Origin of the sequence: Stenotrophomonas humi, assembly GCF_001431415.1 — a bacterium.
Classification (GTDB): domain Bacteria; phylum Pseudomonadota; class Gammaproteobacteria; order Xanthomonadales; family Xanthomonadaceae; genus Stenotrophomonas; species Stenotrophomonas humi.
Genome location: NZ_LDJI01000006.1, coordinates 48,638 through 74,414, shown reverse-complemented (window position 1 = coordinate 74,414; position 25,777 = coordinate 48,638). Strand labels below are relative to the sequence as shown.

Below are 25,777 nucleotides of genomic sequence, written 5' to 3'. Positions count from 1 at the left end.
GTACGGGATCAGTACTGCAGCACCCGCGGGCGCAGCAGCAGGGCCAGCACCATCACCGCCAGGAAGCCGCCATAGGCGTACAGCACCGCCATGATCTGCTTCCACAGGCCATCGGCCACTTCGGCCGCACCAACGCGGTAGCCCCAGTGCATCAGGCCGATGCTGACCAGCAAGGCCAGCACCAGCATGACGGTGTCAAACAGGGTGCGGGCGCGGTGCCGTGGCTGGCGTGGAAACCACCAGTACAGCGCGCCCATCACGCCAAACCACGGAAGAAACAACAACAACGACAACCAGGCCATCGACGTGCTCCTTCGGGTGGCAATCAATCCTTGGCGGCAGCCTCGCGCAGTGCCTGCAACGCAGCCAGCACCGGCTCGATTTCGCCTTCGATCTTGAACAGCTCGCTCTGCAGCGCATCGCCCTGCTCGGCCTGCTTGATCACGGCGATCAGCTGGCCGGCATCGCGCGGCGAATCAAAGCCCTCGCTCTGGATCAACAGCTCGCCTTCACCGTCGAGCAGCTTGAAGTAGAAGCGGCCATCCTTTTCGCGGTACTGCTTGAACAGCGGCAACGCCGCCTTGGCCACGGCTTCAACCTTGGGCTTGTCACCTGCGGCAGACAGATCACGCAGGCCCACCGCGTGGCGCAGCTCCTTCAGCAGCGGGATGGCGAACTGCTCACGCAGCTGCTGGCCACGCCTGCGCAGGATCGCCTCGATCTTCTCCGGCTCGGCCATCAGCGCGTTGTAGCGCTCGCGCAGCGGCGACAGTTCGGTATCAATGCGCTCGAACAACTGCTGCTTGGCATCACCCCAGCCGATGCCGTCGGCGAAGGCCTGGGCGAAGGCTGCGGTCTGCTCCGGCGTGGCGAACGCCTGGTACATCTGGAACAGGGGCGAGCCTTCGGTGTCCTTCGGCTCGCCGGGCAGGCGCGAGTCGGTGAGGATCGAGAACACCAGCTTCTTCAGCTCATCGCGCGGGACGAACAGCGGGATGGTGTTGCTGTAGCTCTTGCTCATCTTGCGGCCGTCCAGGCCGGCCAGGGTGGCCACCTGTTCGTCGATGACCACTTCCGGCAGGGCGAAATACTCCTTGCCGTAGACATGGTTGAAACGCTGCGCGAAATCGCGCGCCATCTCGATGTGCTGGATCTGGTCGCGGCCCACCGGCACCTTGTGGGCGTTGAAGATCAGGATGTCCGCGGCCATCAGCACCGGGTACATGAACAGTCCGGCGGTGACGCCTGCATCATCATCCAGCTGTTCTTCGCGGTTCTTGTCCACCGCCGCCTTGTAGGCGTGGGCACGGTTGAGGATGCCCTTGCTGGCCACCGCGGTCAGGAACCACATCAGCTCGGTGGTCTCCGGAATGTCGCTCTGCCGGTAGAACCACACCGTCTCCGGGTCCAGGCCGCAGGCCAGCCAGCTGGCCGCGATCTCCAGGGTCGAGCGCTGGGTACGCTCGGGTTCCTGTGACTTGATCAGGCTGTGCAGGTCGGCCAGGAAGAAGAAACTCTCGATATGCGCAGCACGGCTGGCGGCAATGGCCGGGCGGATGGCGCCGACGTAGTTGCCCAGGTGGGGAGTGCCGGAGGGGGTGATGCCGGTAAGGACGCGGGTAGTCATGTACGCAATTGTGACGGACGGATTAACCGGGCCAGTGTAACCGCCATGGGCCAACCCCGCTTTGCACGCCCGGCCGTTCACTGCAGCGTCCCCCGTGCAGGAGCCTGCCATGTACCGCATTTCAGCCAGTGTGTTGTTGGTCATCGCCCTGTGCGGGTTCCGCCCCATGCCACCGCCTGTGCAGGGCCCGGTGGCGCTGTCCATCATCGACCGCGATGCGGACGAGGACCTCGACCAGTACCCGCATCGGGGCCAGCGCTGGGTGGCCGGTGCGCCGGGCCACCGCTACAGCGTGCGCATGGAAAACCGCAGCGGTGAGCGCGTGCTGGTGGTGTTGTCGGTGGACGGCGTCAACGCCATCACCGGCCAGACCGCCTCGCCCGAGCAATCCGGCTACGTGCTGGAGCCGTGGCAGAGCAGCGAGATCACCGGCTGGCGCAAATCCAACGCCGAGGTGGCGCAGTTCGTGTTCACCGACCACGGTGACAGCTACGCCAGCCGCACCGGGCGCCCGGCCAACGTCGGGGTGATCGGTGTCGCGGTGTTCAACGAGCTGCGTCGCCCGGTGTACGACGTGCGCCCGCGGCCCGCGCCCTACCCCATGCCACGCGCCGCGGCGCCACAGGCCGAGTCCAGCGCCAGCAACCGTGCCGCCGATGCGACCGCGGCCTACGGCAAGGCGGAAAGCCGTCAACAGCTGGGCACCGGCCATGGGGAGCGTGAGTGGTCGCAATCGTCATCGACCCGCTTCGAACGCGCCAGTCGTGCACCGGCACAGGTCAGCGAACTGCGCTACGACACGCGTTCACGGTTGCTGGCACTGGGTGTGATTCCGCGGCAGCGCCCCGGCAACAGCCGACCGCCGCAGGCGTTCCCCGGCGGCTTCGTCCCCGACCCGCCGTACGGTCGCTGATACGCAGAACGACAATGGGCCGCATCGCTGCGGCCCATTGCTCATGCAATTGAATTACCTACGCATGATCAGTGGAAATCCGGATAGTCCTTGTGCAGGGTTTTCTGGAAATCGCGCACCTCGGTTTCAGCGCGATCCTTGGCCCAGCCATAGCGTTCCTGCAGACGCCCGGATAGATACTCGGCATTGCCTTCGGCGACCTTGAAATCATCATCGGTCAGGTCACCCCACTTGGCCTGCGCCTTGCCCTTCAGCTGGCTCCACTTGCCGGAAATGATGTCTTTGTTCATCCGTTTTCTCCTTTCGGGAAACGCGGTGGATCCGCGTGGGGCCAGCATGCGTCCGGTGGTGTTGCTGCAGGGTCCAGATTCCGTTGGATGGCACTGACGATCTTGAACACATCTTCAGGTTCATGCCATCGGCTACGAAAAAGGCCGGCAATGCCGGCCTTTTCCTGATTCCGCCGTGAGCGCGTCACTTCTTGGCGGCGCCCTCTACTTTCTCACCCGCCTTCTGCACATCCTTGCCGGCACCGGCAATGGTGTTGCAGCCCGCCAACACGGCAATTGAGAACAGCGACAGCAGCATCAAGGAAACCAAACGCTTCATGTTTTTCTCCTGTGGTGGTTCACGAGTAACGCGGCTCCAGCGGAGCCACGGCGATCATCAGCACTTGCCGTCGTTGCAGTCTTTGGCCTTGTCTTCAACCTTCTCGCCGGCCTTTTGCATGTCTTTGCCCGCACCGGCAACGGTGTTGCAGCCGCTGAGCATCCCCACCGAGAACATGCCCAGCAGGGCCAACATCAGTATTCGCTTCATCAGGCGTCTCCCTTCTTCGCTTGGCAACCGCAGACCCCGGAGAAACCGAAACCTGCGTGCCGCGTGTGAAGACGAATCTGGCGACTGGGGTGTGCAGCGCGCGTGAACACCGGCCACTGGCGTTCAGCCAGGTGGCGGTGCCGTCAATCCCGCATCAGGGTGGATTTGCCGAACAGGCTCTCCACCAGGTCCACCGCCAGCTCGGCCGTGCGGTTCTGGTGATCCAGCAGCGGGTTCAGCTCGACGATGTCCAACGAGCCCATCAAACCGGTGTCGGCGATCATCTCCATCACCAGCTGCGCCTCGCGGTAGTTCACCCCGCCCGGCACGGTGGTGCCCACGCCCGGTGCGATGCTTGGGTCAAGGAAATCCACGTCGAAACTGACATGCAGGTGGGTGTTGGCATCAACGCCTTCCAGCGCTGCCTCCATGGTGCGCTTCATGCCTGCTTCGTCGATATGGCGCATGTCATAGACATCCACCTGGTGGTGCTTGATCAGCCGCTTCTCTTCCGGGTCCACGGAGCGGATGCCGATCTGGTGCACCTGGCTGGGCGAGATCGCCGGCGCACTGCCACCGAGCCGGGTCAGCACGTCCGGGCCCAGGCCACACAGGCAGGCCACCGGCATGCCGTGGATGTTGCCCGAGGGCGTGACATCGGAGGTATTGAAGTCCGAGTGCGCATCCAACCACAACACCCGCAACTGCTTGCCCTGCTCGCGACACCAGCGCGCCACCGCGGTGATGGAACCGATGCCCAGGCAGTGGTCACCGCCAAGCATGATCGGCATGCGCCCATCGCTCAGTTCGGCGTAGGTGGCTTCCATCAGCGCGTGGTTCCACGCCACCACTTCATCCAGGTGACGGTAGCCCTGCACCGGCCCGGTCCACGGATTGCGCGGCCCCGCCAGGTTGCCGATGTCGCGCACATCCACACCACGCGCGACCAATGCCTCCGGCAAACCGGCAACACGCAGCGCCTCCGGGCCGAGGCTGGCGCCCCGGTGGCCCGCGCCCACGTCAGTCGGCACACCAATCAATGAAACAGGACGAAAACCGGCCATACCACCTCCGTTGCAAGTGAAAGCAGTTTAGCCAGCAAGGGCTGAAACAACTCGCGGCAGCGCAGCAGGAAGCCGTTGCTGAACCGGTGCAGTGCTGCCGTTACGGGCTACGGTGCCCGCATCCACGCTGAGGGGGTTGCAACCCGGTTGCCGGGTGCAGGGCCACCATGCCCGGTCATCGGGCAGCCGGCCAAACCACGGCTGCGCCGGAAGCGGAGTTGTACCTTGCAGATGCCCGCAGGCGGCTGGAAAGCAGCCCCCCGCCGCCATTCACCGGGCTTTGAGGCGGGTCAACGACTGAACCTGCCCTTCCTTGGTGACCATGCACAGATAGCGGCCATCCGGATAGTCCACGATCAGTTCGTCCACGGTGTCGTTGACGGGAACACGCGTCACCAGCGCACCGTCCGCATCCGCTCGCAGGTTGCAGGCACCGAGCAGGACGCCACCGCTGCTCGCATGCGGTGACCCTGCGCTGCCATGGCGGTCATGCGAGGTATTGCGGAACACGGCACGGCAACCCTCTCTGACCCACACGGAGTGGCGACTCAAGCCCCAGCTCTGCCCTTCAACGCACGAACTGTGACTCAGCTGGCGGACGAGCTTCACCTCACCACGGGTATCCATGCTGCACTCGGCCTGTTCTTTGCCGCGCGATTCACAGGTCACCTCGGTAGCCGAACTCGTGCCGGACATGGCATCAGCGTGGCCCTGCGGTCCGTCGGCCTGTCCGCCCGTTCCGTTGACCGTGCAGACACCATTGGCGCCGCCATTGCCGGTATAGGAAAGATCGAACCCGCCATCCGGCTTGCGACTGATCGACACCGTGACACCGCTCTGCGCATCCCGCGCTTCGTAGTAGTTCTCGTTGAACGGCTTGAGCGTGGTTTCGCGTCCGTTGATGTACACCGGCCCACCCTGGTCGGCATGTACTTCGATGTTCCCCGGGCAGGTGCCATTGAGAAGGGGAACGGCAGCGGTGGCGGCCTGGGAAAAGCCGACGAGGCCACAGACCGCGATGATCGGAAGGAGGAGGACACGGCGCATCGGATGACCCCGTTGACTGAGAGCCCAATCGTAGCAAACACCTACCACACGGACTGCTCCCGGAGTGCCCCTCCCCCCGTCACAGCAAGCACCGCACCACTCAGGCCGACGAGGGCTGGGGCCTTCCAGCGCGACCGGGAAACGGAAACCTCATGAACTCACCGGATAGGCAACAATGCGCTTCCCGGCCAGGTTCATGACCCTCTCGATGAGGTCCAGGTCCGCGGGATGATCAAGGTCCAGCATCTGTCGTATCAGCTGATGGCTCACCGACAGTCTGAGAGCGACGTCTTCCATCCCGAGCCGAGCTTGGATCATCTCGTTGAAAGTCATCACCTTCATCGCCTCTCGCGACGAGAGCGGAACGAAGAACTCCGCACAAGGCTTCGCCTTGGGCAGGGGGACTGGTTCCCGTGATCGAACCCGGCCGGCTATCGCGCGCAACAGAACGCCTCTCAGCTCTGCTACCGGATCCTTCCGCACAACCGTCGACACTTCAGGCCAGTCGACCAATGAAACGGTCACCGCTGCCCAATCGATCTTGGTCCGCACTGCGTATTTGAACATATGAGCGACTATGCGGAGCTTCCGCAGTTCCCCTGAGAATTTGATCGCCATGCAACACAATCGAGGAAAGGAATCGGCTTCCTCCTGACTACAGAATTCCTGCTTCCGCATCCCATTGATGCCTGCCAACCATGTCCACGGCTGCCTCAACCGAGTGCTCGGCGGAAAGCGCGCTGTCACATGCCCGCAATACCAGGCGATCAATCAGAACGTCGTCCTCGGCATCCGCATCCAGCCGCGCGGTAGCGTGGAGCAGCGATGCAAGCCGGTCACAGCGCTGCAGAGGTGACAGGAAACGCATTTCCCTTTCCAACGATTCGACGAACTCGGTCAGTACGATCAGTTGTGGATGCGGCATTCCAGACAGAACCAGAAAGTTTTGGACAAGTCCGCAACTGGCGGACGGTGAGGCACTACTGGCCAACAAGTAGCGAAAGCAGCAAGGCGCGGCTGTTCGGCACGGCCGGAACGGCGCACCGCCGCGTTCGGCCCTCCCGCTCCAGCAATCTCCCCCACGCGCACCTGCATCGTTCAAAGCAATGCACACCAATCCCCTGTGGCTGTTTTCGACTTTCGCGGGTGGAACGGATCAGCGCCCCATCACCCAGCAGTTCCAGACATATGTACTTACCGAGACGAACTTCGGGCGCTGGACAGGACATCGGCCAGGCGGGCCTGCCATCGCCCTTCGCCCCCAGGAATCCCGAGGCCGAGAAGTCAGAGACGATGGATGCGGCCAGAACAGGACATCGCCCCATGAAAATACTCGCCACAGGCCTGCCCGGGTGCCTGGAACCGCCCCGTCATACCGCTTTGATTGACTTACCCTCGGCGGGTATGCCGAACTATGCGGGACGAACGGATCGCTCTCTGCCTGACCAACGAAACCCGGCAAGAAAGGAAACAGATGGAGGCCATCAACACCGAGGCGCTGCCTGCCCAGGATACCGTGGGCGCAGTCACGCAGTTGCTGATGGATGCGCATGCCGGAAAGGCGAACGCCTGGGACCAGATCTACACACTGCTCTACAGCGATCTGCATCGCCTTGCCCGTTCGCAGCTCTGGCGAAAGTCAGATCAGACGCTCTCGCCGACCGCCCTTGTCAGCGAAACCTGGATCAAGCTGTCGCGCGCGAAGATCAACGCCGAAAGCCGCCGCCAACTCGTTGCACTCTTCGTCACCGCGATGCGCTCGGTGATCCTGGATGAGGTGAAACGCAAGATGACCGAGAAGCGCGGCGCCGGCGTAAAGGTGTTGTCCCTGTCCGATGGCTGGGATTCCGGTGACGCCGATCGCATGGAGCAACTGGTAAGCCTGGATGCGGCCCTCACTGATCTTTCGCAGCACATGCCGCGCCTGGCACGCGTGGTCGAATGGCGCTATTTCGGCGGGCTTTCCGAAGAGGAGATCGCCAACCTGCTGGATGTCCACGTCCGCACCGTGCGCCGCGACTGGCAGGCAGCGCGCAGCTTCCTGCTGCAACGGCTGGACATGACCGAGGCCGGTGCACCATGAAGTCGACACGCGATGAACGCCTGGCACTGCGCTGGGTTCGGCGGCTGATCAGCATGCCGCAGCCCCTGCGCCGTGGCTTGCTGGGCTTGCTTTCCATTCGCAGCAGAGCTGCTGCGGATATCGCACGCGCGATGCTGCAGGCCAGCGACACCTCCATCAGCATTCTTGAACATCCGCCGCAGACACTGATCACTCCCCACCCGCCCGGCGCCGATACGGCGGCAGTTGGCAATGCCGAACGACGCATCGGTCAGCACATCGGCCCGTGGAAGATCACCGCGCTCGTGGGCATGGGCGGAATGGGGACGGTGTACCGGGCCAGCCGCAACGACGGCACCTATGAGCGCGAAGTGGCGCTGAAGTTCATACAGCACGCCCTGACGACCCCTGCCGCGCTCAATGCCTTCATGACGGAACGGAACGCATTGGCGCGACTGAACCATCGCGACATCGTCCCGATCCTGGACGGAGGCGTCGACGTCGATGGCACTCCCTGGTTCGTCATGCCCTTCATCGAAGGCAGCACCATCGATCAATGGTGCGACGCTCATCGAAGCGACATCCGGGCGAGGATCCGGTTGATCAGCGCCGTCTGCGAGGCACTGGCCTATGCGCACTCGCGTGGTGTCCTGCACCAGGACATCAAGCCATCGGCAGTACTGATCGACGCGGATGGAAATCCGAAGCTGCTTGATTTCGGACTGGCCGACATCACAAGCAGCACACCGTTGCCGGCCGACAGCCCCCGCCAGCATGCCTACAGCCCGGGCTTCGGCGCCCCCGAGCTTCTGGCAGGTGCACGCCCATCGGCGGCGATCGATGTATTCGGCATCGGCGCCCTGCTCTGCTTCCTGCTTTGCGGCAGGACATCGGCCACCTCGGCCTATTCCACGCCGCTGCTGCTGAAGGACACGCGCCTGGTGCAACTCCCCAGCGAACTTGCGCAGGATGCTTCCCCCGATGCGTTGCGTCGAAGGAACTGCACGTCGGCGCGCGCCTTGCAACGGCAACTCAAAGGCGACCTGGATGCGATCGTCCAGCGTTGCACCGCGCCGGATCCGGACGAACGCTATCCAACCATCCAGGCGGTACGCGATGACCTTGACCGATGGCTGCAGGGCCGACCCATTTCGATACGAACCGGCAGTGCCTACAGGCTGAAGCGGTTCTTCCGCCGCAATGCGCTGCAGACCACGTTCGCGCTGATTGCCGCGACAATCGTCGCTCTGCTCGGCGCCGCTGCGCTCTGGCAGCAGTACGAAGTCAAGCAGGAACAGGACATATCCACGCGGGCGGACCAGATCTTCAGCCAGTCACTGGGTGCCGCTGCATTGTCACAGACGCAGACGCTCCCGCTCACGGCCACCGCCCTGCTGGAACGCACCGAATCCAATCTGCGGCGATTCGCATCGAAGGACTCCACCAATGTTCTGGCGCGTGGCCTGTCCATCCTTGCACGCAGTCAGACCGACGCCGGCAACTACGCCAAAGCCGAGGCGCTGGCGTCCGAGTCGCTCCGCCTCGGATCCGGCACATCACTGCAGTTTGCCTTCAACCAGGTCACGATCGCGCGCCTGCACAATCTCCGCGCACATCACGACATCGCCGAGCGCGACGCTCGCATTGGCCTGGAAAAGCTGCGGTACTCCTTCACAGATCAGGAGAAGGTGGCACAGCTTCAACTGCGCATGCAGTTGGCCATCGCCCAGGAAGGTCGGGACGAGGCACAACCCGCGATGGCCACATTGAACGCCGCGATCGAAGAAGCATCAGGCCTGAAGACGTCGGCAGGCGATCTGGCGCTCGCACAGATGCTCATCGTACGTGGCAACTGGTACCGGCGGCGTCTGAGGCTGGAGGAGGCCGAGCAGGACCTCAATCGCGCGATCGAACTGGCCAGCCAGACGGAACCACGCATCGTCGATGATGCCCGCGAGTTGCTCATCCGTACGACGCGTTTGTCGAAGGTTCCGCAGAGCGAGGCACGCGCAATGGCGATTGCCAATACGCTTCTGCAGAGCCGCAGCACGACGCTTGGCGCAGAGCATCCGCTGACCGGCGTCGCCTGGGGCGAGTTGGCCTTCATGCAGATGCTTGACCAGCAGTACGCAGCGGCACAGACATCGACCGACAACGCTGAACGCATTCTGCGATCGACGGTGGGCATCCAGCATCCCGCCTATGCAAGAGTGCTGGTCGCACAGGCTCATCTCATGACGTTTTCCTCCCGGTTGGATGAAGCCGTGCGCTGTACGCAGAGGGCATTGGCAATCCTTGAAGAAAACTACGGGAAAGCCCACGAACTGGCGTTGGATGCGCGCTTCCTGCTGGCCAATCAGTACTGGTGGCAGTCCAGAGTCACCCCTTCCGCACTGTCCACGGCGATGGCATTGATGGATGACTCCATCGCGCTCTATCAGAAACGCAATGGAGAGGTCCCCGCGCTGCATCGCATCGCCTACTCCGACCTGCTGGCCGAGTCCGGGCGAGGGATCGAGGCACAGGAGCAGATTGCGATCGCGAAACGCGATGCCGTGCGGCAGTACGGCGCTGATAGCGAAGAGATGCTGCACGTCCGCAGCAGCGAAATCGACGTGAAGATTGCCAATGGCAGCCAGGAAGACCTGCTGCCCGTGATGAACCAGCTTGTCACTGACGCCCGTTCGGTTGACTCACTCTACGCACGGGCAATCGAATTCTCGACGCTCATGACGAAAGGCGGCGTGCTACGGGATGCCGGCGATATCCCTGCCGCCCGTGCATCGTTTGCGGCGGCACGGAAGGTCGCCGTTGCGGCCAACAACGATGCATGGATAAAGCGGATCGATCCCCTGATCGACGAATTGCCCGACGTGTCAGCAACCCCAGGTAGCGCCTCGCATGTTTCCCGCCACTGATTCCAGGCAGGCCACCGCGGCGTGCACTCACACGCCGCGATAGCAGTGGGTAAAGACCCAGACGACCAGCCAGTTGCCAATCACGATGCCTGCCGCACGGGGTGGGTGCCGTTGCGGCCAAGGCAAATCACGGGGTATGCCGTACCAGGATCCATCAGCCCGAATTGGAAGGACAGCAAACTGGGCCATTCGCTACCCGCCACCGATGCCCTGAGGCAGGGTTCGGATGGCACCCCCGGTGGAGGTCCCGGGGGAAACCCCTTCTACGTATGTGCTCACACTCAGCGTGTGGTGTAACCGCCATTGGCAAAGATGGTCTGACCGGTAATCCACCAGCCCTCCGTAAGCAGAAACCGAACTATCGGCGCGATGTCCTCGATGTCGGTCAGGCCCGTCTTGCTGTACTTCCCCAGCGCGGCCGCCGATTGGTGGTACGCCACGGCCTCGTCGCTCTCCTGCCCGTAGAAGAATGAGGTATCCATCGGACCGGGCCCGATCGCGTTGACGTTGATCCCACGTTCGCCCAACTCTTTGGATGCCGCGCGGGTGTAGTGCTCGACTGCGGCCTTGCTGCCTGGATAAATTGCGTAGAACGGCGTGTACGCCGCCAGCAGGGAGCTGACGATGGTGATGATTCCCCCCTTTTCCTCCAGCACACGGCCGGCCTGCTGAATGAAGAAGAACGCGGCCTTGGCGTTTGCGTCGAAGCTCCTGTCGTAGTCGGCTTCAGTGATGTCGGAGATCGGCTTCTTTATCACGACGCCCGCGGTGTTGACGCCGATATCGACCTTCCCGAAATGCGACTTGGCCAGGTCGAACATCTTGATGTTGTTGTCGACGACCGCCAGATCCCCCTGGAACGTGATCACGTTCGTCCCGCGCTCCTTGAGCGCGGCAGCTGTGGCTTCCGTCTCGGCCTTCGAGGCATCGCTGTTGTAGTGCAGAAGCAGGCCCGAGGCACCCGCTGCCGAGAAATCCTTCGCGATCAGCGCACCGAGGTTTTTTCCACCCCCTGCGATCACGGCTACTTTGTCTTTGAGACTGCGTGCGGACATGTTCTTCTCCTGAGTTGTGCTGTCTGGCGCTGGTATGCACCGGTTCTGATTTGCGCCGTACGAGAGGGTGGGTACCCCTGCACGTACTCCATGCCGCATGGCCCCGACACCGGTTGACTGCATGCAGGGAATCCGACGCGGCCATGACGCAACCTCAGTGTCCAGATTCCTGCATGCCACGCCGGGCCGGGCAGTGCTGCTGATCGATCGTGGCTATCCCGTCGATGAAGTCCCTTGCCCATGAGACGACGGAAGAACCACGGGCAGGACATCACCCGGGACCGACCCTGATGCCGTTCTGCGGGAAGCAGGACCGGCCAATCTTCTTCGTTGAACTCCATGTTTCATGGACGCCCCCAGGTACGTCCATTGGAGCGGGAGGCACGTGGAACCTCGATGAAGGCGCAAAAAAAAGCCCGCATTTCCGCGGGTTCCTTTTGAATCCAGAACTTGCCTTGATGCCATGCGATCAGGTGATCGGTGTCGCTCATCCGAATCAGATACTCGATGCAAATGCATGTGCTCATACCCAGATACCCGACCGCAGAAAGCTAGATATCAACGTATTTCATTTGATGTCACACATTTCATCCACCAAGCGGTTTCGTAGTTTATTTCCTGCCTCATTTCGGTGACCAAAACTGAATCTTCCATTACAGTCCGGTGGCTTCGTTCAACTTAGGTACACATGTAACGATCCAGCCGTTTCCCGTTCATCCCCGAGCGAAGCGCATTCTTAAGCAGGAGAGAGAACACTAATGAAGACAGTTAAGGTACTGACCCGTTCCGCTCTGGCAGTTGCCCTGATGGGCGCGGTGATGAGCTTCGGTGCAAATGCGCAGTCCACATCCGGCGCCATCAGCGGGTCGGCCGACGCCGGAAGTACTATCGTTATCGAGAGCACCTCAGGCCTCTCTCGCTCCGTGGTGGTAGATGCCAATGGTCGCTACAACGTTGGCAGCCTCCCGGTAGGCAGCTATACCGTGAAGCAGATAAAGGATGGCGCTACCGTCGGCACCCGCAACATCACCGTTGCGGTGTCGTCCACCTCGGACGCCTCATTCGATGCCACGACGTTGTCGGTTGTCGAAGTTGTGGGATCCCGAATGCAGCCTATCGATGTGACCCAGGTCGATTCGCGCATGGTCATCACAGCCGAACAGTTGGCCAAGCTGCCGATCGCTCGTAGCGCCGATGCCATCGCACAATTGGCTCCTGGCGTCATTCAAGGGTCCAACGACTTTGTAAATGCCTCGAACGGTCAGCGTCTGTCTTCCTTCGGTGGTGCCTCTGTCTCCGAGAACGCCTACTACATCAACGGCATGAACGTTACCGACCCGCTGAAGGGTTTCGGTGGCATCGAACTGCCCTATGGCTCAATCGAGCAGCAGGAAGTGCTGACCGGCGGCTACGGAGCTGCCTACGGACGCACCACGGGCGGTGTGATCAACCAGATTGGTAAGCGCGGCACGAATGAGTGGAAATTCGGCGGACAGCTGCAGTGGACTCCCGAGTGGGGCAAGGGCGCGCCACGCAACACCTATTACTCCGATGCGCTGCCGGGCTCCGTTGGCAGCAAGGACCTGTATCAGTACCGCGAGGACAATGTGGGCTGGTCGACGGTGCAGAGCGCCTACGTCGGCGGCCCGGTCATCCAGGACAAACTGTATTTCTTTGCCTCTGTCGAGGGTGCCCGATCCGAAGATTCGCTGGTGGGTACGAAGTCTTCGTCTTCCCAGGTCGCCGAGCGCACCTTCAAGGACCCGAAGTGGTATGCCAAGGTTGACTGGAACATCACCAACGACCACGTGCTGGAACTCACTGGGGCATCAACGCAGCACAAGGTCTCGGGCAAGAACTACCAGTACGACTACAACATCTTCAGCCGTGGTGACTACCTCGGCGATATGACCGCGACGGACACCAAGGCGCTGATGTGGATCGCCAAGTACACCGGCTACCTGACGGATAACCTGACGGTCAACGCTCAGTACGGCGAACAGACGACGGACCTGAAGTCCAATCCGGACAACAAGTACTCCGATCTGATTCCGGTCGGTGGCAGCACAAACCAGAACCCGGACTTGAACGGCGGGATTCCGATTACCAATGCGAACAAGCTGGCACAGATCAGCGACCCCAAGCATCAGACCTTCGGTGCGAACTACCGCTTGGACGTGACCTACCATCTGGGTGATCACGCGATCACCGCCGGCATTGACAATCAGCGGACCGAAGATCGCAACGACAGCACCATCATGGCGCCGGATGCCGGGTTCTATTGGCTCTATGGCCGCAAGTCGAACGCGATGACGGAGATCAGCGAAGGCGAAGTCGACGCTCCCGGCAATTACCCGGGCGGCGAGAAGGGCTACTACGTTTCCAAGTACATCCAGGAAACCCGTGCCTCGGTCAAGGTCATGCAGCGTGCTCAATACATCGAGGACAACTGGCAGGTCAACGACCGTTGGCTGGTCAAGCTTGGCCTGCGCAATGACCAGTTCATCAACTACAACCCGGAAGGACAGGCCTACATCAAGCAGACCAAGCCACAGTGGGCGCCGCGACTGGGCTTCGCCTGGGACGTCAATGGCGATGGCACGTTCAAGGTGTACGGTAACGCTGGGCGCTACTACCTCGCGCTGCCGACCTCGCTGGCTGCACGTGGTGCGGCAGGCTCCATCTACACCAACGAGTACTACACCTACACCGGTATCGATGCGAACGGCAACCCGACCGGGCTGACCGCGATCGACACCATCAACGGACCGGGTGCCCCCTACTCGGCCAATCGCGAATACGGCCAGTCGCCAGATCCCAAGACGGTTACGGCGAAGAACCTCAAGGCCCAATCCCAGGATGAGTTCATCGTGGGCTTTGACAAGGTCTTCAACGAAAACTGGAACTACGGTGCCAAGCTGACGTACCGCAAGTTGAACAACGCCATCGACGATACTTGCTACATCGAGAAGTTCGAGGAAGTGGCCGCTGCTCAAGGCATTGACACCACCGGCCTGCGCGGCTGCTACTTCTTCAACCCCGGTGAGACTGCGGTGTTCAACCTGCCAAATGGCCAGGGCGGTTACAGCGAACTGACGCTCACCAACGCGGACCTCGGTTATCCGGCCGTGAAGCGCACTTACACCGCGCTGGATGCTTACATCGAGTATCCGTTCGACGGCAAGCTGTGGGGGCGCATGACCTATACCTATGCCCGCAGCCTCGGCAACACCGAAGGTCAGGTGAAGTCTGACATCGGCCAAGGCGACATCTCTGCTACACAGGACTGGGACTACCCATACCTGATGGAATACGGCAGTGGCCGCCTTCCGAATGATCGGACCCACCAGCTCAAGGCAATGGGCATGTGGCAGATCAACCCGGAATGGAGCATCAGCGGCACGCTCCAGGTCATGAGCGGCACGCCCAACTCCTGTCAGGGTGCCTATGGTCCCGATGAAACCTATCCGGCCTATCCGGGCAACTACTACCACTGGTGTGGAGGCAAGCCTGCCAAGATGGGCGACGCCGGTGAAACGCCCTGGATCAAGAACCTCAACCTCAGTGGCGAGTACCGCCCCTCGTTCGCCGACGGCAAGCTGGCTTTCACCGTTGACGTGTTGAACGTGTTCAACGAACAGAAGGCTACCCGCCTGGATCCGGATTACAGTCCGGGCACCTACCGTCAGGTCATGTCCTGGCAGGCTCCGCGCAGCATGCGCCTTGGTGTGACTTACGACTTCTGATCCACTGCTGTGAACAAAAGGGGGCGCAAGCGCCCCCTTTTGTTTTTACCCTTAATGACCGAACGCAAGGACAAGCGGTGCATGCAGCGACCAAGGACATCTGCAGAGCTACCTCTAGCGCTGCATTCCCGTATCGAGTCTTGGCTACAGCTCGAATCAGTGCCGTGACGAAGCCCGATTTGCGGGAGTGAACTCATCTTGCACAAGAGACCGCACGAGAGCTGATCTGTTGGATACCTGCTAGTACAAGCCGCTGCCAGGATGCTCCCAACCAGTCAGCACACTTCGACCAATGATCCAACTGACCGAAAAGAATTTCCCTAAGCATTCACGGCAATTAGCCGGACCGCCACAAAAAGAACAGAACAAGAATAGTTGATGGCCAGCAGGCTTATCGCCCAACCATGGATTGCACGAAAGAAGCCACACCCCGCTCTCAGAAGCTCACATTGAATGAAACGCTCATGAGTGATTTCGTGTTGTAAGCTGGAAATATGCAGAAAGAAGATAGTTGTGCTCGCAACCTCTGGCGCATCTCCTCCGAATTTACCGACTCAGCCGATCACATGCCTAAGCGCACACGGGCCATGGAAATTCTGGTCGTCGAAGACGACATTGTGTTTCGCGAGGAGGTCCTGACCCCTCGTCTCAGCGATGCAGGCTTCAAGGTTCTACGCGCCACCAACATCCGCGAGATGTATCGCGAACTACTCGTAACCGAGCCCTCGCTGGTACTCATGGATGTCAGCCTTCCAGACGAGAGCGGCTTCAGTGCTCTGAAGCACCTCAAACGCGTGGGGAAGTACCCGATAATCATGTTGGCAGATCGATATTCCCTGGATGATCTGTTCTTGGGTCTGGAGAATGGAGCGGATGCCTATCTACCCAAGAGCGTCGATGCCACAAGCTTGATCGCCACGTTGCATAGCTCCATTATTCGACATGGCCGATTCGCTTCACGCATCAACACCACTGATATCGAACATGCTGCCAGTCAGAATCCAGGAATGGGCTGGCATCTAGATCACATTTCCTGGCAGATGCTTTCCCCAAAGGGAATCAGAATCTGGCTCAATTCCGCCGAGCGGATTATCGTTCAACACCTCTGGTCATCACAGGGAAAGCCCGTACGCCGTGAGGTGCTCATCGAATCCCTCACTGCCGACATGAAGGGCTTTGATCCTCACCGCCTGGAAGTCGTCGTGCATCGACTACGCAAAAAGGTAGTTGATCTGGCCGGTGAGCACCTCCCAATCACGACGCTCCGTAACATCGGCTACGCAATGTCCCCGAACGACTGACGTCGTCACGCACCGCTCAACGCCACCAAGTCCTTGTGAGTATCACAGCATCTAGCGGCAGGGCCGGCGATGCCCTTGGCTCGTGCCCTATCCGCTGCATTCGATACCACGACATTCTCGCCGCAGAGTCCTACGGCTGGCCCCCCACGCATAAGCAGCTTGATTCGGGAGCCAAAAAACCGGTGCTTCTGGAGATGGACTACGCGCATCAACTCAGCAACAACGTTCGCAGCATCAATCATGCAGGCATGATGGCGGCTCTTTGTCGTGTTCAGAATATCGCCAAGCGCTCTAGCGGGATCACGTCCAGCCTTTCAGTAGCCATCGCTCTGCAACACACAGGTATTGCGGGCGCTATTCGCCAAGCCCCACGACAGCAATGACTGAACGAGCGAAGTGACGACCAGCTCCAAGAGCGGGGTGGAACTGTACATCGAGTGCTGCAGGGCCATGGACATCTCGCAGCCATGCCTCAACGTGTTCGGCGGTCAGGGCGCATCGTCAAGCAGGAATCTGATGAGTTTTTCGACCAGGCGGATCATCTGTTCCCGGTCAATACTCTCGCCAACCGCGCCACGCACCATCAGCCCGTTGAAAATCGCGGAGATCATCTTCATCCGCAACTCCACCTCGGCTTCGTCCAATCCGTGGGGCAAGCCAACCCGATTGGACAGGGCCATGAATTCGCTGGTCACCACAGCGTCCGATTGCCTCAGAATGCGCCGGATTGTGGGATTGCGCGCGGCTTCTGCTGCCAACTCCAACTGCAGTTCAAGATAGGCAGGGTCCAGACACCTGTCCACGGAATCCGGCACCTGGCGTGCCACCCGAGCGGCCAGATTACCGCCGCTTTCATCCTCCTGGACCTTGCGTGCGAGCTCGAAGATGTCCTGCTCCTCACGCTTGGCAATCGCCTCGACGATGGCTTCCTTGTTCTCGAAGTAGTGATAGATGTGGCCGGGACTCATCCCGGCGACCTTGCAGATCCGCGCGATGCTGGTGCCGTGAAATCCACTGCGACGGAAGCACTTCGTTGCCGCATCCAGCACCTGTTGACGCCGGGCCTCGCCTTTTTCGGTGGCCGGCAGAGTGTTCGTGACGGAACTCATAGGGTGGACCTTTGGGGGGATAGGGCTTCGTGGAGGCATGACGGCAAGCGCTTGATGTAGTACGATCATTCTAACTAGAACGATCATTCTATTTCTTGCCGCATTCAGAATTTCCTGCCTGTCTTTGGGGCAAGTGCGCCGAAGGATCCCCCATGACCACCCTGCTGAAAGACATCGCCGTTCTCTTCGATGCCAGTGAACCGGGCCAACACGTACTTGAGATTGCCTCGCGACTCGCCGGCAGTCACAAATCACATCTGATTGGCATCACGGCACTGACCCAGGAACCTGCACCGATACAGGCAGGCTTTGCGAAGGGGAGCGCCATTCATGAGGTGATCGTCCGGCAGCAATCGGCCATGGCCGCACATGCGGTTCAACTAGGGCAGAGCTTGACCCGGGCATTGCATCGGCACGACGCGAGTGGAGAATTCCGCGTTATCTCGCATGCAGAATCCAGCAGTGAATCCTCCCTGCATGCGCTTTATTGCGACCTGCTTGTAGTCAGCCACCCGGACATAGCGGGGTCACCGTTGAGCTGGTCTGCACCGCAGATCCTGCGGCAATCCGGGGTTCCCATTCTGATTATCCCGTTTGGTTGGCGTGACCGGCCGGTGGGGAAAAGAGTGTTGGTGGCGTGGAATGGAAGCAGACAATCGCGGCGCGCGATCGCAGATGCCATGCCAATGCTGATGAGTGCAAAGGAGGTCACCCTGCTACTCATCGATCCCGAACGTACTGCTGAATTGCATGGCGATGCGCCCGGCACGGATATGGCCGCCTATCTTGCAAGACACCACGTCAAAGTCGAACTCAAGCGCGTGATCTCCGGTGGTCTCCCGGTCGCGGAGGTCATCGTCTCGCACGCGAAGGCCAGCCAATGCGACATGGTGGTGTTCGGTGCTTATAGCCGCCCCAAGTTGAGTGAATCGCTATTCGGCGGTGTCACCAAGACCCTCCTGACAGAAGTACCAATACCGCTGTTTGTTTCCCAATAGCCAATGATTTTGGCCTCTACTCCGTCATCAGTGGCACAGCGGTTGAAGCTCATGTCGCTGCCCCCTATCTCCCGCTGACTCTCCTTCGGCAGAGATATCTCCTTGGTCATCTCCCCGGCCAAGGAGACCAGCAGTCCCATGGACTGCGCGAACGTCGTGATGACGCCCGTCCCCCGGGGCTGCGGTCGAGCCCGCCCCCGGGGCTTTTTTCTCACCACCTCATAAAAAGCGATGTGAGATTTGCAAATCACACATGCTTTTACGTCCGGGAAATATCCACCTTCCCCGACAAGATGGCTGTATGGCGACTACATGCCGACAGCCGGGCATGACCGCAAGTTCACGATCCCCCTCCCAGCGTCAGAGGGCTTGGCTACGACTGCTGCTTCCAGCCCTTTAGAAGAAGAGCTGTCAGGCAGCAGCAAAGTGTTTTTCCAAGAGACGGGCCGTTCGATCAAACAACTTTTTCGAGGCCACAAGCTCGGAGCAGGACGCACAAAAAAGCCCGCGTTTCTGCGAGCCTCTTTTGAATTCAGAACTTACCTGGACGCCAGGCGATGGTGCCGCTTATCCGAATCGAACGGATGACCTACTGTTTACAAGACAGTTGCTCTACCAACTGAGCTAAAGCGGCATGGGTATTGCGGGCGGAGCCTTGGCTCGCCGGCATCGGGTCGGTGGTGCAACGCGACGCGGGCGCCATTCTAGCGCAGACGCGCGCAGTTCAGCGATTGTTGCTGCGCGGCGCTGGCACGCTGCTTCAGCACGGCCGGGTCGGCACTGCTGGCCACGTCCAGCCACCAGCTGGCGGGGGTCTCGCTACCGTTGACCACCAGCTTGGCCGGGAAGCCTGCCGCCACCAGGGTCGACAGCCGGCGCTCGGCGCCCTCACGGTTGCGGTACTGGCCCAGCGCCACGGCGTGGGCTTCCTCGCCTTGGGAGACGATGAAGTAATCACTGAACCCGGCTTCGACGATGCGCTTGGCGGTGGCCTGCGCTTCTTCGCGCGAGGCTGCGGGGGGAATCATCACGCGGTAGCTGCTGGCCGCCTTGCCCGGAGTTTCACGCAGATGCTGGCGCCGCACGTCACTGCCCAGCCTGGCAAGCGCGGCCTGCGCGGCGGCTTGGTCGGCGAACGGCCCCAGGCTGCTGCACTGCTCAGGTAGCGGGGGGACAACCGCGGCGGCGGCTGGCGGCGGCTCCGGTTTGGCTTCCGCCGGCGCGGCAACTGTCATGGCTCCCTTGTTCTCCTCCTCCGCAACCAGCGGTGTGGCGGGGGCTGCTACCGGCGCGGGTGTGGCGACAGGGGCAAGCGCGGGCTTGCCCGGTGACGGTTGCAGCAGTTCCAGCGTGGCCACGCCCGGCTCGGCGCGGGCTGCAACAACCGGTTCGGCCGGACGGGATGTCATCCACCACAACGCGACACCGACATTGAGGACGGCAAGGATGACGATCAGTAAGCGGGTCAGCATGGGGTGATCCTACCGCTCTGCGATGCGATGGTGCACTGCCCAGCGCGCCAGGCCATCGAGCACCAACGCCGGCCGGTGTTCGGCCTGCGGCAACAACGGCAGCAACGGCACCGCGCCGCCGCCATGCACCAGCAGCTGCGGCACCGCACCGAGCAGTTCGCCGGCCTGGCGCAGACTGCGCTCGACCAACGCAACCGCCGCACCATCGCAACCGGATGCCAATGCATCGGCGGTGTCGTTGGCGAATTCGGTGTAGTCGCCACCGGTTGCCGGCAGCTGCACCGCGCGCGCGTGCAGCGCCTCGCGCATCACCGTCGGCGAAGCGCCAATGCGGCCACCGCGATGCAGTCCGCCCGCATCCATCAGATCAATCGTCAACGCGGTACCCACGCCCACCACCAGCACCGGCTGCCGTGATTGCACCGCGGCAAGCAGGCCGAGAAAGCGATCCACGCCGAACTTCTCCGGTCGGGCGTAAGCCACCGTGACGCCCGCGCATTGCGGCAGGGTACGCGCCATTCTTACCTGCACGAAACGCTCACGCAGCACGCGCATCACTTCCTCGGTCAATGCCGGTGCGGCAACGCTGGCTACCCACGCAGTGCCGCCCTGCGGCAAGGCTTCCAGCGCGCTGGCGGTCATGGTTTCGGCACCATGTGCCCATGCCTGCACGCTGCCGGCGTTGTTGCCGTGCAGCGGTGCGAACTTGAAACGTGAATTGCCCAGGTCAAACAACCAATCGCTCATGCCGCCCTCACGCTGACTTCGCCCGCATGGAAACAGGTTTCGCGCTCACCGATGCGCACCTTCAGCGCACCGTCTTCGGCCAGCCCGCAGGCGGTACCTTCATGCATCACGCCCGCTTCCTCCACACGCACCGCTCGGCCGTGCAGCACATCCATCGCCGCGTAACGCGGCAGGAATGGTGCAAGGCCGTGTTGCTCGAATTGTTCCAGCGCCGGCAACAGCGCCGACAACAAGGCGCTGACAACGGCATTGCGCGACACCTGGCGGCCGGCGAGTGAGTCCAGGTCGGTCCATGGCTGGGTGATATCGGCAGCGGCGGCGGCCGGCATGCGCACGTTCAAGCCCAGCCCGATCACCACCCGCGCAGGCCCGGCGAACTCTCCGCCGCCCTCCACCAACAGCCCCCCCAGCTTGCGGCCTTCGATCACCACATCATTGGGCCATTTCAGCCCCACATCCTGGAAACCCTGGGCATGCAGCGCCTCGACCACGGCCACGCCCATCGCCAGGCTCAGGCCCCCCATCCGCGACAGGCCGCCGGCAAAGGCGCGCGACAGTGACACGTAGATATGTGCCGCCAGCGGCGAGGCCCAATGTCGGCCACGACGGCCACGGCCGCCGGTCTGGCGCTCGGCCAACAGCACCTCCACGCCGCGCAAAGGCGCGCTGCGTTGCAGCAAATCGGTGTTGGTGGAAGCCAGCGACCAGCCGATATCCAGCCCGGCCAGCAGCGCCTGCACCTCGCCGCTCAAGGCCGAACAGATGGTCTCCTGGTCCAGCAGCTCCAGCGGTTGCGCCAACCGATAACCATCACCGGCGCGGCCTTCAATCGCCACGCCGGCCGCGCGCAGGCCTTGAATACGCTTCCAAACCGCAGCCCGGGTCAGCCCCAGCTCACGCGCCAGAGCGTCACCGGACAACGCACCGGCACCCAGCTTGGCCAGCAATTGGCGGTCATCCACAGGCAGGCTCCTCACAACAGACCGCGAAATTATGCGGCATGCCCTGCGGGGCGCCCAGCTGACCGTCCAATTCAGACAAAAAAGCAGGCTAGAATCGGGAACTCACCTGCCCCCGGATGTTGACGATGCGCCACCTCGCTCATTGCCTGATCCTGCTGCTGGTGCCGGTTGCAGCGCAGGCTTCGGATGCGCTCGGCGGCGCCGGCCAGAGTGGTTGCAGCTATGCACCGGCCGAAGTGGAGCGCGTGGCCGTGCCGGCCGCCTCGGTGAGTATTGCCAACTCGGCGCCAGCGGCACCGCCCGCCAAAGCCAAGCCTACCCAGACCACCGGTGGTGGCAGCGACGACGACATCATTCCCCGCCTGCGTGCTCCACGCTGGCACCGCATGTTGCCCGGGATGTTCCGCTGATCCAGTCGTTCCTGCGCTGGTGGCAGCGCAACCCGCCTTCACTCGACGAAACCCTCTGGCGCGACGTGTGCCGTGATTGCCCGTGGCTGCATGTCCTGCAACCGACACAGCACGCGAAACTGCGCGATCTGACCGCGCGGTTCCTTCAGCAGAAGACCATCACTCTCGTCGCTGGCCTTGAACTGGATCCCGGCCAGCGCATGCTGTTGGCGGCGCTGTGTTGTCTGCCACTGATTGAGTTCGGCCGCGAAGGCCTGCATGGCTGGTCGGAACTGGTGGTCTACCCGGAAGCATTCCGCGTGCAGCGCAGTCATATCGACGCGGCCGGCGTACTGCACGAATGGGACGATGAGTTGATCGGCGAATCCTGGGACAGCGGCCCGTTGATCCTGTCGTGGGCTGATGTGCAGGCTGACATCGCCGACCCGCATGCCGGCTTCTGCGTGGCGGTGCATGAAATGGCGCACAAGCTTGATGCGCTGGACGGCGCGATGGACGGTACACCGCCATTGCCGCGCGAATGGCAGCGGCAATGGGCGCATGACTTCCAGCAGCACTACGACCAGTTCTGCGCACGGGTGGATGCCGGGCACGAAACCGCCATCGATCCTTATGCGGCCGAAGCGCCGGAAGAGTTCTTCGCCGTGGTCAGTGAATACCATTTCTCCGCGCCGCATGTGTTGGAGCAGGAGATGCCGGTGATCGCCGCGCATCTGCGGCGGCTGTATGGGACTTTTACTGCGCGGGAGTGAGTTGAAGCAGAGGTAGAAGCAACAGCAACTGTCCGCTTCGCTGCGCGAAGGGGAAAGTTGGGGCGGGGACTTTCAACGCCCTGATTGCCTGCTGAAACACGGCAGAGAAATGCAGCGCCAAGCCACGCTCGGCTGAAACATCATCGAGTAGCTCCAACGGAGCATGACGCTGCACTACCGCCGTCCTCAAATACCCGGCGGCAAGGTCACTTCAAAACGCGCGCCACCCAGTTCGGCCGAACGCTTGACCTGCAGTTCGCCGCGATAGGCCTTGATCAGGTCCTGCACGATCGACAGGCCAATGCCGTGACCCTGCACCCGCTCGTCACCGCGCACGCCACGCTGCAGCACCTTGGCGATGTTGTCCTCGGCAATGCCGGGGCCATCGTCATCCACCGCCAGCACCAGGCCGGCGCGGCGCCCGGGGGTGCTGGAAATCGGCTTGGCGGTCAGCAGTACGCGACGGTTGGCCCATTTGAAGGCGTTCTCAAGCAGGTTGCCCAACAGTTCCTGCAGATCGCCCGGCTCGCCGTAGAAATTGACGCCTGGCGCCAGATCGAACTCGCACAGCACGCCCTTGGTGGCATACACCTTTTCTAGACCACGCACGATCTCCTCGGCACTGGCCTCGATCGGCACCGGCGCGGAGAACAGCTTGTGACCCGAAGACGCCGCGCGCGCCAATTGGTAGGACACCAGGTTGTTCATGCGCTGCAGCTGCACACTCACTTCCTCGCGCAGCTCCTGGTCACTGCTGGTGCCACTGTCCAGCTGCGTGCGCAGCACCGCCAGCGGGGTCTTCAGGCTGTGTGCGAGGTCGGCCAGGGTATTGCGCTGACGCTCCAGGTTTTCGCGCTCGCTTTCGATGAAGGCGTTGATGCTTTCGGTCAACGGTTCCAGTTCGCGCGGATGCATTTCACTCATGCGCTCACGCTCGCCGCGCTGCACTTTGGTCAGCTCGTTGATCACGCGTTTGAGCGGGCGCAGGCTCCACTGCAGCACCAGGGTCTGCAGCAACAGCAGGATCAAGCCGGTCACGCCCAGCCAGAACCACACCGCTCCCTGGAACCCGCGCAGCTGTTTGCCCAGCGCGCGCGAATCTTCCAGCACATAGATGGTGTAGGGGAACTCGGCCTCGGGCGCGCCGTCGCCGCCCCAGATCAGGCCCATGCCGTAGCGGTAAACCTCGCCGGGCGTGCCGTCGATCTGGATGATCGGCAATGGGCCCTCGAAGACCTCCTCGTTCGGCTTGAGCATGTGACCACTGACGTCGGGCAGCATCGGCCCTTCGGCGGACATCGAATTGCCGTAGCCACCGGGCATCACCACCTGCAGATACAGGCCGCTGCCGGGAACATCGAAACGGGGATCCGGTGGCTGCTCGCGGATGTACAACGAGCGGTCGCGGGTGAAGTCGATGCCACCGGCATAGGCGGTGGCGTAATTCTTCAGTCGCTCACTGAGATTGGCGCGCGCGGTGTCGGCGAACATCGCATTGAGGGCGTAACCGGCCAACGCCAGAAACGCCACCAGGCCCACGGAGGCAGCCAGCAGCTGGCGTGCCTGCAGGGAGCGGGGCCGCCAACGCTTCAATAGCCACTGACGGCTCGACATACCGCACTGCCCCTAAGGGGCTCAGCCCTCGTTGCGCGGAATCGCGAAACGATAACCGCGGCCACGCACGGTTTCGATCGGCTTCAACTCACCATCCGGATCGAGCTTCTTGCGCAGGCGGCCAATGAAGACTTCCAGCACGTTCGAGTCGCGATCGAAATCCTGTTGATAGATGTGCTCGGTGAGGTCGGCCTTGGAGACCAGTTCACCGGCATGCATCATCAGGTATTCAAGCACCTTGTATTCGTAGCTGGTCAGGTCGACATTGCTGCCGGCAACGCTCACCGTCTGCGCGGCAAGGTCCAGTGCAACCGGGCCGCATTCCAAGGTCGGCTTGGACCAGCCAGCGGCGCGGCGCAGCAGCGCGTTGACGCGGGCCAGCAGCTCTTCGACGTGGAACGGCTTGACCAGGTAGTCGTCGGCGCCCTGCTTCAGGCCCTCGACCTTGTCCTGCCAGCTCGAACGCGCGGTCAGGATCAGCACCGGGAATTTCTTGCCCTCGTCGCGCAGCGCCTTGATCAGTTCCATGCCGGACATCTTCGGCAGGCCCAGGTCAATGATGCCCACGTCGAACGGCACTTCGCGGCCCATGTACAGACCTTCCTCGCCATCCTGCGCCGCATCCACTGCGAAACCTTCGCGCTTCAGGCGGGCTGCAAGGGTTTCCCGCAGCGGGGCTTCGTCTTCAACCAGAAGGATACGCATGAACTCTCCCTAGTAACTTGGGCCGGCTGTGTGCCGGCGTTTGTATGCGGAACGCGGAACAACTATCGCTGTTCAGGAGTTATCGCCGCGTGGTGGCAACTCTGCCCGGGGGCCGCGTGGACCTGAGCGGCTGGGCTGAGGATCATCCATATAGCGCACGCGTCCCCGGTCATCCATGTACTTGACCCGATTGATGTCGCGGCCGTCGTAGGGCACGCGCTCGGCGCCCAGGATGCGGCCGCCGGTCTCGCGCTGCACGCGGCGTACCGCGTCGGACAGCGAACGACCCTGCTCCTGACGAGCCACCCGTTCGGCGCTCGGTTCCGGCCCCCGCACGATCTCCTGCGGGCGGGCCTGCTGCTGTGCCATGGCTGCAACCACGCCTGGGCCAGCCACGATCAACGTGGCGACAAGAGCGGTGAACAGACGGCGGTGCTGGAGCGGGTGCATGGGAGT

Annotated in this window: 26 protein-coding genes and 1 tRNA gene; 9 read left to right on the top strand and 18 right to left on the bottom strand. The window is 61.9% G+C overall.

The features are described 5' to 3' along the window. Nucleotides 1-8 precede the first annotated feature (8 nt). On the bottom strand, nt 9-302 hold the full coding sequence (locus ABB26_RS02990) for a hypothetical protein (protein ID WP_057632095.1): 294 nt from the start codon (nt 300-302) through the stop codon (nt 9-11). A 23-nt stretch (nt 303-325) separates the two neighbouring features. Continuing rightward, nucleotides 326-1,627, bottom strand: coding sequence for a tryptophan--tRNA ligase (locus ABB26_RS02985; protein ID WP_057632094.1), 1,302 nt, complete (start codon nt 1,625-1,627; stop codon nt 326-328). A 109-nt stretch (nt 1,628-1,736) separates the two neighbouring features. On the opposite strand from ABB26_RS02985, the gene ABB26_RS02980 reads away from it, so the two are divergent. Beyond that, nucleotides 1,737-2,540, top strand: a complete 804-nt coding sequence (locus tag ABB26_RS02980) for a hypothetical protein (protein WP_057632093.1) — start codon at nt 1,737-1,739, stop codon at nt 2,538-2,540. A gap of 68 nt (nt 2,541-2,608) precedes the next feature. Here the strand turns inward: ABB26_RS02980 and ABB26_RS02975 are convergent, their stop codons facing one another. The 7 genes from ABB26_RS02975 to ABB26_RS02945 form a co-directional block, all read right to left on the bottom strand. Beyond that, nucleotides 2,609-2,830, bottom strand: coding sequence for a CsbD family protein (locus tag ABB26_RS02975; RefSeq protein WP_057632092.1), 222 nt, complete (start codon nt 2,828-2,830; stop codon nt 2,609-2,611). Between the two features lie 184 nt (nt 2,831-3,014). After that, nucleotides 3,015-3,149 (bottom strand): entericidin A/B family lipoprotein, encoded by a 135-nt coding sequence (locus ABB26_RS02970; protein ID WP_057632091.1) that lies wholly within the window; start codon nt 3,147-3,149, stop codon nt 3,015-3,017. A gap of 57 nt (nt 3,150-3,206) precedes the next feature. Continuing rightward, nucleotides 3,207-3,359 (bottom strand): entericidin A/B family lipoprotein, encoded by a 153-nt coding sequence (locus tag ABB26_RS02965; protein ID WP_057632090.1) that lies wholly within the window; start codon nt 3,357-3,359, stop codon nt 3,207-3,209. A gap of 143 nt (nt 3,360-3,502) precedes the next feature. Then, nucleotides 3,503-4,423, bottom strand: a complete 921-nt coding sequence (gene rocF, locus ABB26_RS02960; RefSeq protein WP_057632089.1) for an arginase — start codon at nt 4,421-4,423, stop codon at nt 3,503-3,505. Nucleotides 4,424-4,693: 270 nt separating this feature from the next. Continuing rightward, on the bottom strand, nt 4,694-5,470 hold the full coding sequence (locus ABB26_RS19660) for a DUF3011 domain-containing protein (protein ID WP_057632088.1): 777 nt from the start codon (nt 5,468-5,470) through the stop codon (nt 4,694-4,696). Nucleotides 5,471-5,620: 150 nt separating this feature from the next. Further along, a complete protein-coding gene (locus ABB26_RS02950; RefSeq protein ID WP_057632087.1) occupies nt 5,621-6,088 on the bottom strand; it encodes a hypothetical protein in 468 nt (155 codons plus the stop codon). 37 nt (nt 6,089-6,125) lie between these two features. Next, on the bottom strand, nt 6,126-6,395 hold the full coding sequence (locus tag ABB26_RS02945) for a hypothetical protein (protein WP_057632086.1): 270 nt from the start codon (nt 6,393-6,395) through the stop codon (nt 6,126-6,128). Between the two features lie 489 nt (nt 6,396-6,884). Here ABB26_RS02945 and ABB26_RS02940 point away from each other — a divergent pair, with 489 nt between their 5' ends. Together ABB26_RS02940 and ABB26_RS02935 are read left to right on the top strand one after the other, a co-directional pair. Further along, on the top strand, nt 6,885-7,553 hold the full coding sequence (locus ABB26_RS02940; protein WP_057632085.1) for an ECF-type sigma factor: 669 nt from the start codon (nt 6,885-6,887) through the stop codon (nt 7,551-7,553). Then, on the top strand, nt 7,550-10,450 hold the full coding sequence (locus tag ABB26_RS02935) for a protein kinase domain-containing protein (RefSeq protein ID WP_057632084.1): 2,901 nt from the start codon (nt 7,550-7,552) through the stop codon (nt 10,448-10,450). The genes ABB26_RS02940 and ABB26_RS02935 overlap by 4 nt, the downstream gene beginning before the upstream one ends. Nucleotides 10,451-10,731: 281 nt before the next feature. Here the strand turns inward: ABB26_RS02935 and ABB26_RS02930 are convergent, their stop codons facing one another. Continuing rightward, nucleotides 10,732-11,505, bottom strand: a complete 774-nt coding sequence (locus ABB26_RS02930) for an SDR family oxidoreductase (RefSeq protein WP_057632083.1) — start codon at nt 11,503-11,505, stop codon at nt 10,732-10,734. A 224-nt stretch (nt 11,506-11,729) separates the two neighbouring features. Here ABB26_RS02930 and ABB26_RS18825 point away from each other — a divergent pair, with 224 nt between their 5' ends. From ABB26_RS18825 to ABB26_RS02920, 3 genes are all read left to right on the top strand, one after another. Beyond that, nucleotides 11,730-12,140, top strand: a complete 411-nt coding sequence (locus ABB26_RS18825; protein ID WP_152982520.1) for a hypothetical protein — start codon at nt 11,730-11,732, stop codon at nt 12,138-12,140. Between the two features lie 123 nt (nt 12,141-12,263). Further along, a complete protein-coding gene (locus ABB26_RS02925; protein ID WP_057632082.1) occupies nt 12,264-15,251 on the top strand; it encodes a TonB-dependent receptor in 2,988 nt (995 codons plus the stop codon). A 494-nt stretch (nt 15,252-15,745) separates the two neighbouring features. Next, complete coding sequence (locus tag ABB26_RS02920) at nt 15,746-16,552, top strand: response regulator transcription factor (RefSeq protein WP_057632081.1); 807 nt, start codon at nt 15,746-15,748, stop codon at nt 16,550-16,552. A gap of 488 nt (nt 16,553-17,040) precedes the next feature. On the opposite strand, the gene ABB26_RS02915 is transcribed toward ABB26_RS02920, so the two are convergent. Then, nucleotides 17,041-17,661 (bottom strand): TetR/AcrR family transcriptional regulator, encoded by a 621-nt coding sequence (locus tag ABB26_RS02915; protein ID WP_057632080.1) that lies wholly within the window; start codon nt 17,659-17,661, stop codon nt 17,041-17,043. 152 nt (nt 17,662-17,813) lie between these two features. Between ABB26_RS02915 and ABB26_RS02910 the strand changes: the two genes are divergently transcribed. Then, on the top strand, nt 17,814-18,659 hold the full coding sequence (locus ABB26_RS02910; protein WP_057632079.1) for a universal stress protein: 846 nt from the start codon (nt 17,814-17,816) through the stop codon (nt 18,657-18,659). A gap of 558 nt (nt 18,660-19,217) precedes the next feature. On the opposite strand, the gene ABB26_RS02905 is transcribed toward ABB26_RS02910, so the two are convergent. From ABB26_RS02905 to birA, 4 genes are all read right to left on the bottom strand, one after another. Then, nucleotides 19,218-19,293: transfer RNA gene (locus ABB26_RS02905), tRNA-Thr, on the bottom strand. 70 nt (nt 19,294-19,363) lie between these two features. Beyond that, the gene (locus tag ABB26_RS02900) at nt 19,364-20,131 is read right to left on the bottom strand and encodes an SPOR domain-containing protein (protein WP_057632078.1); all 768 of its coding nucleotides are present in this window, start codon (nt 20,129-20,131) and stop codon (nt 19,364-19,366) included. Between the two features lie 9 nt (nt 20,132-20,140). Next, on the bottom strand, nt 20,141-20,878 hold the full coding sequence (locus ABB26_RS02895) for a type III pantothenate kinase (protein ID WP_057632077.1): 738 nt from the start codon (nt 20,876-20,878) through the stop codon (nt 20,141-20,143). Then, nucleotides 20,875-21,840 carry a bifunctional biotin--[acetyl-CoA-carboxylase] ligase/biotin operon repressor BirA gene (gene birA, locus ABB26_RS02890; RefSeq protein ID WP_057632076.1) on the bottom strand — a complete coding sequence of 322 codons (966 nt, stop codon included), beginning with the start codon at nt 21,838-21,840 and terminating at the stop codon, nt 20,875-20,877. The genes ABB26_RS02895 and birA overlap by 4 nt, the downstream gene beginning before the upstream one ends. A 125-nt stretch (nt 21,841-21,965) precedes the next feature. On the opposite strand from birA, the gene ABB26_RS19400 reads away from it, so the two are divergent. Together ABB26_RS19400 and ABB26_RS02880 are read left to right on the top strand one after the other, a co-directional pair. Then, nucleotides 21,966-22,250 carry a hypothetical protein gene (locus tag ABB26_RS19400; RefSeq protein ID WP_338062611.1) on the top strand — a complete coding sequence of 95 codons (285 nt, stop codon included), beginning with the start codon at nt 21,966-21,968 and terminating at the stop codon, nt 22,248-22,250. Then, on the top strand, nt 22,217-23,002 hold the full coding sequence (locus ABB26_RS02880; RefSeq protein WP_057632235.1) for a M90 family metallopeptidase: 786 nt from the start codon (nt 22,217-22,219) through the stop codon (nt 23,000-23,002). The genes ABB26_RS19400 and ABB26_RS02880 overlap by 34 nt, the downstream gene beginning before the upstream one ends. A 186-nt stretch (nt 23,003-23,188) precedes the next feature. Here ABB26_RS02880 and ABB26_RS02870 read toward each other — a convergent pair whose 3' ends face one another. The 3 genes from ABB26_RS02870 to ABB26_RS19265 form a co-directional block, all read right to left on the bottom strand. Then, nucleotides 23,189-24,616 (bottom strand): ATP-binding protein, encoded by a 1,428-nt coding sequence (locus ABB26_RS02870; RefSeq protein WP_057632073.1) that lies wholly within the window; start codon nt 24,614-24,616, stop codon nt 23,189-23,191. Between the two features lie 21 nt (nt 24,617-24,637). Then, nucleotides 24,638-25,321 (bottom strand): response regulator transcription factor, encoded by a 684-nt coding sequence (locus ABB26_RS02865; RefSeq protein WP_004136763.1) that lies wholly within the window; start codon nt 25,319-25,321, stop codon nt 24,638-24,640. A gap of 72 nt (nt 25,322-25,393) precedes the next feature. Beyond that, nucleotides 25,394-25,771 (bottom strand): PepSY domain-containing protein, encoded by a 378-nt coding sequence (locus ABB26_RS19265; protein ID WP_057632072.1) that lies wholly within the window; start codon nt 25,769-25,771, stop codon nt 25,394-25,396. Between the last annotated feature and the right edge of the window lie 6 nt (nt 25,772-25,777).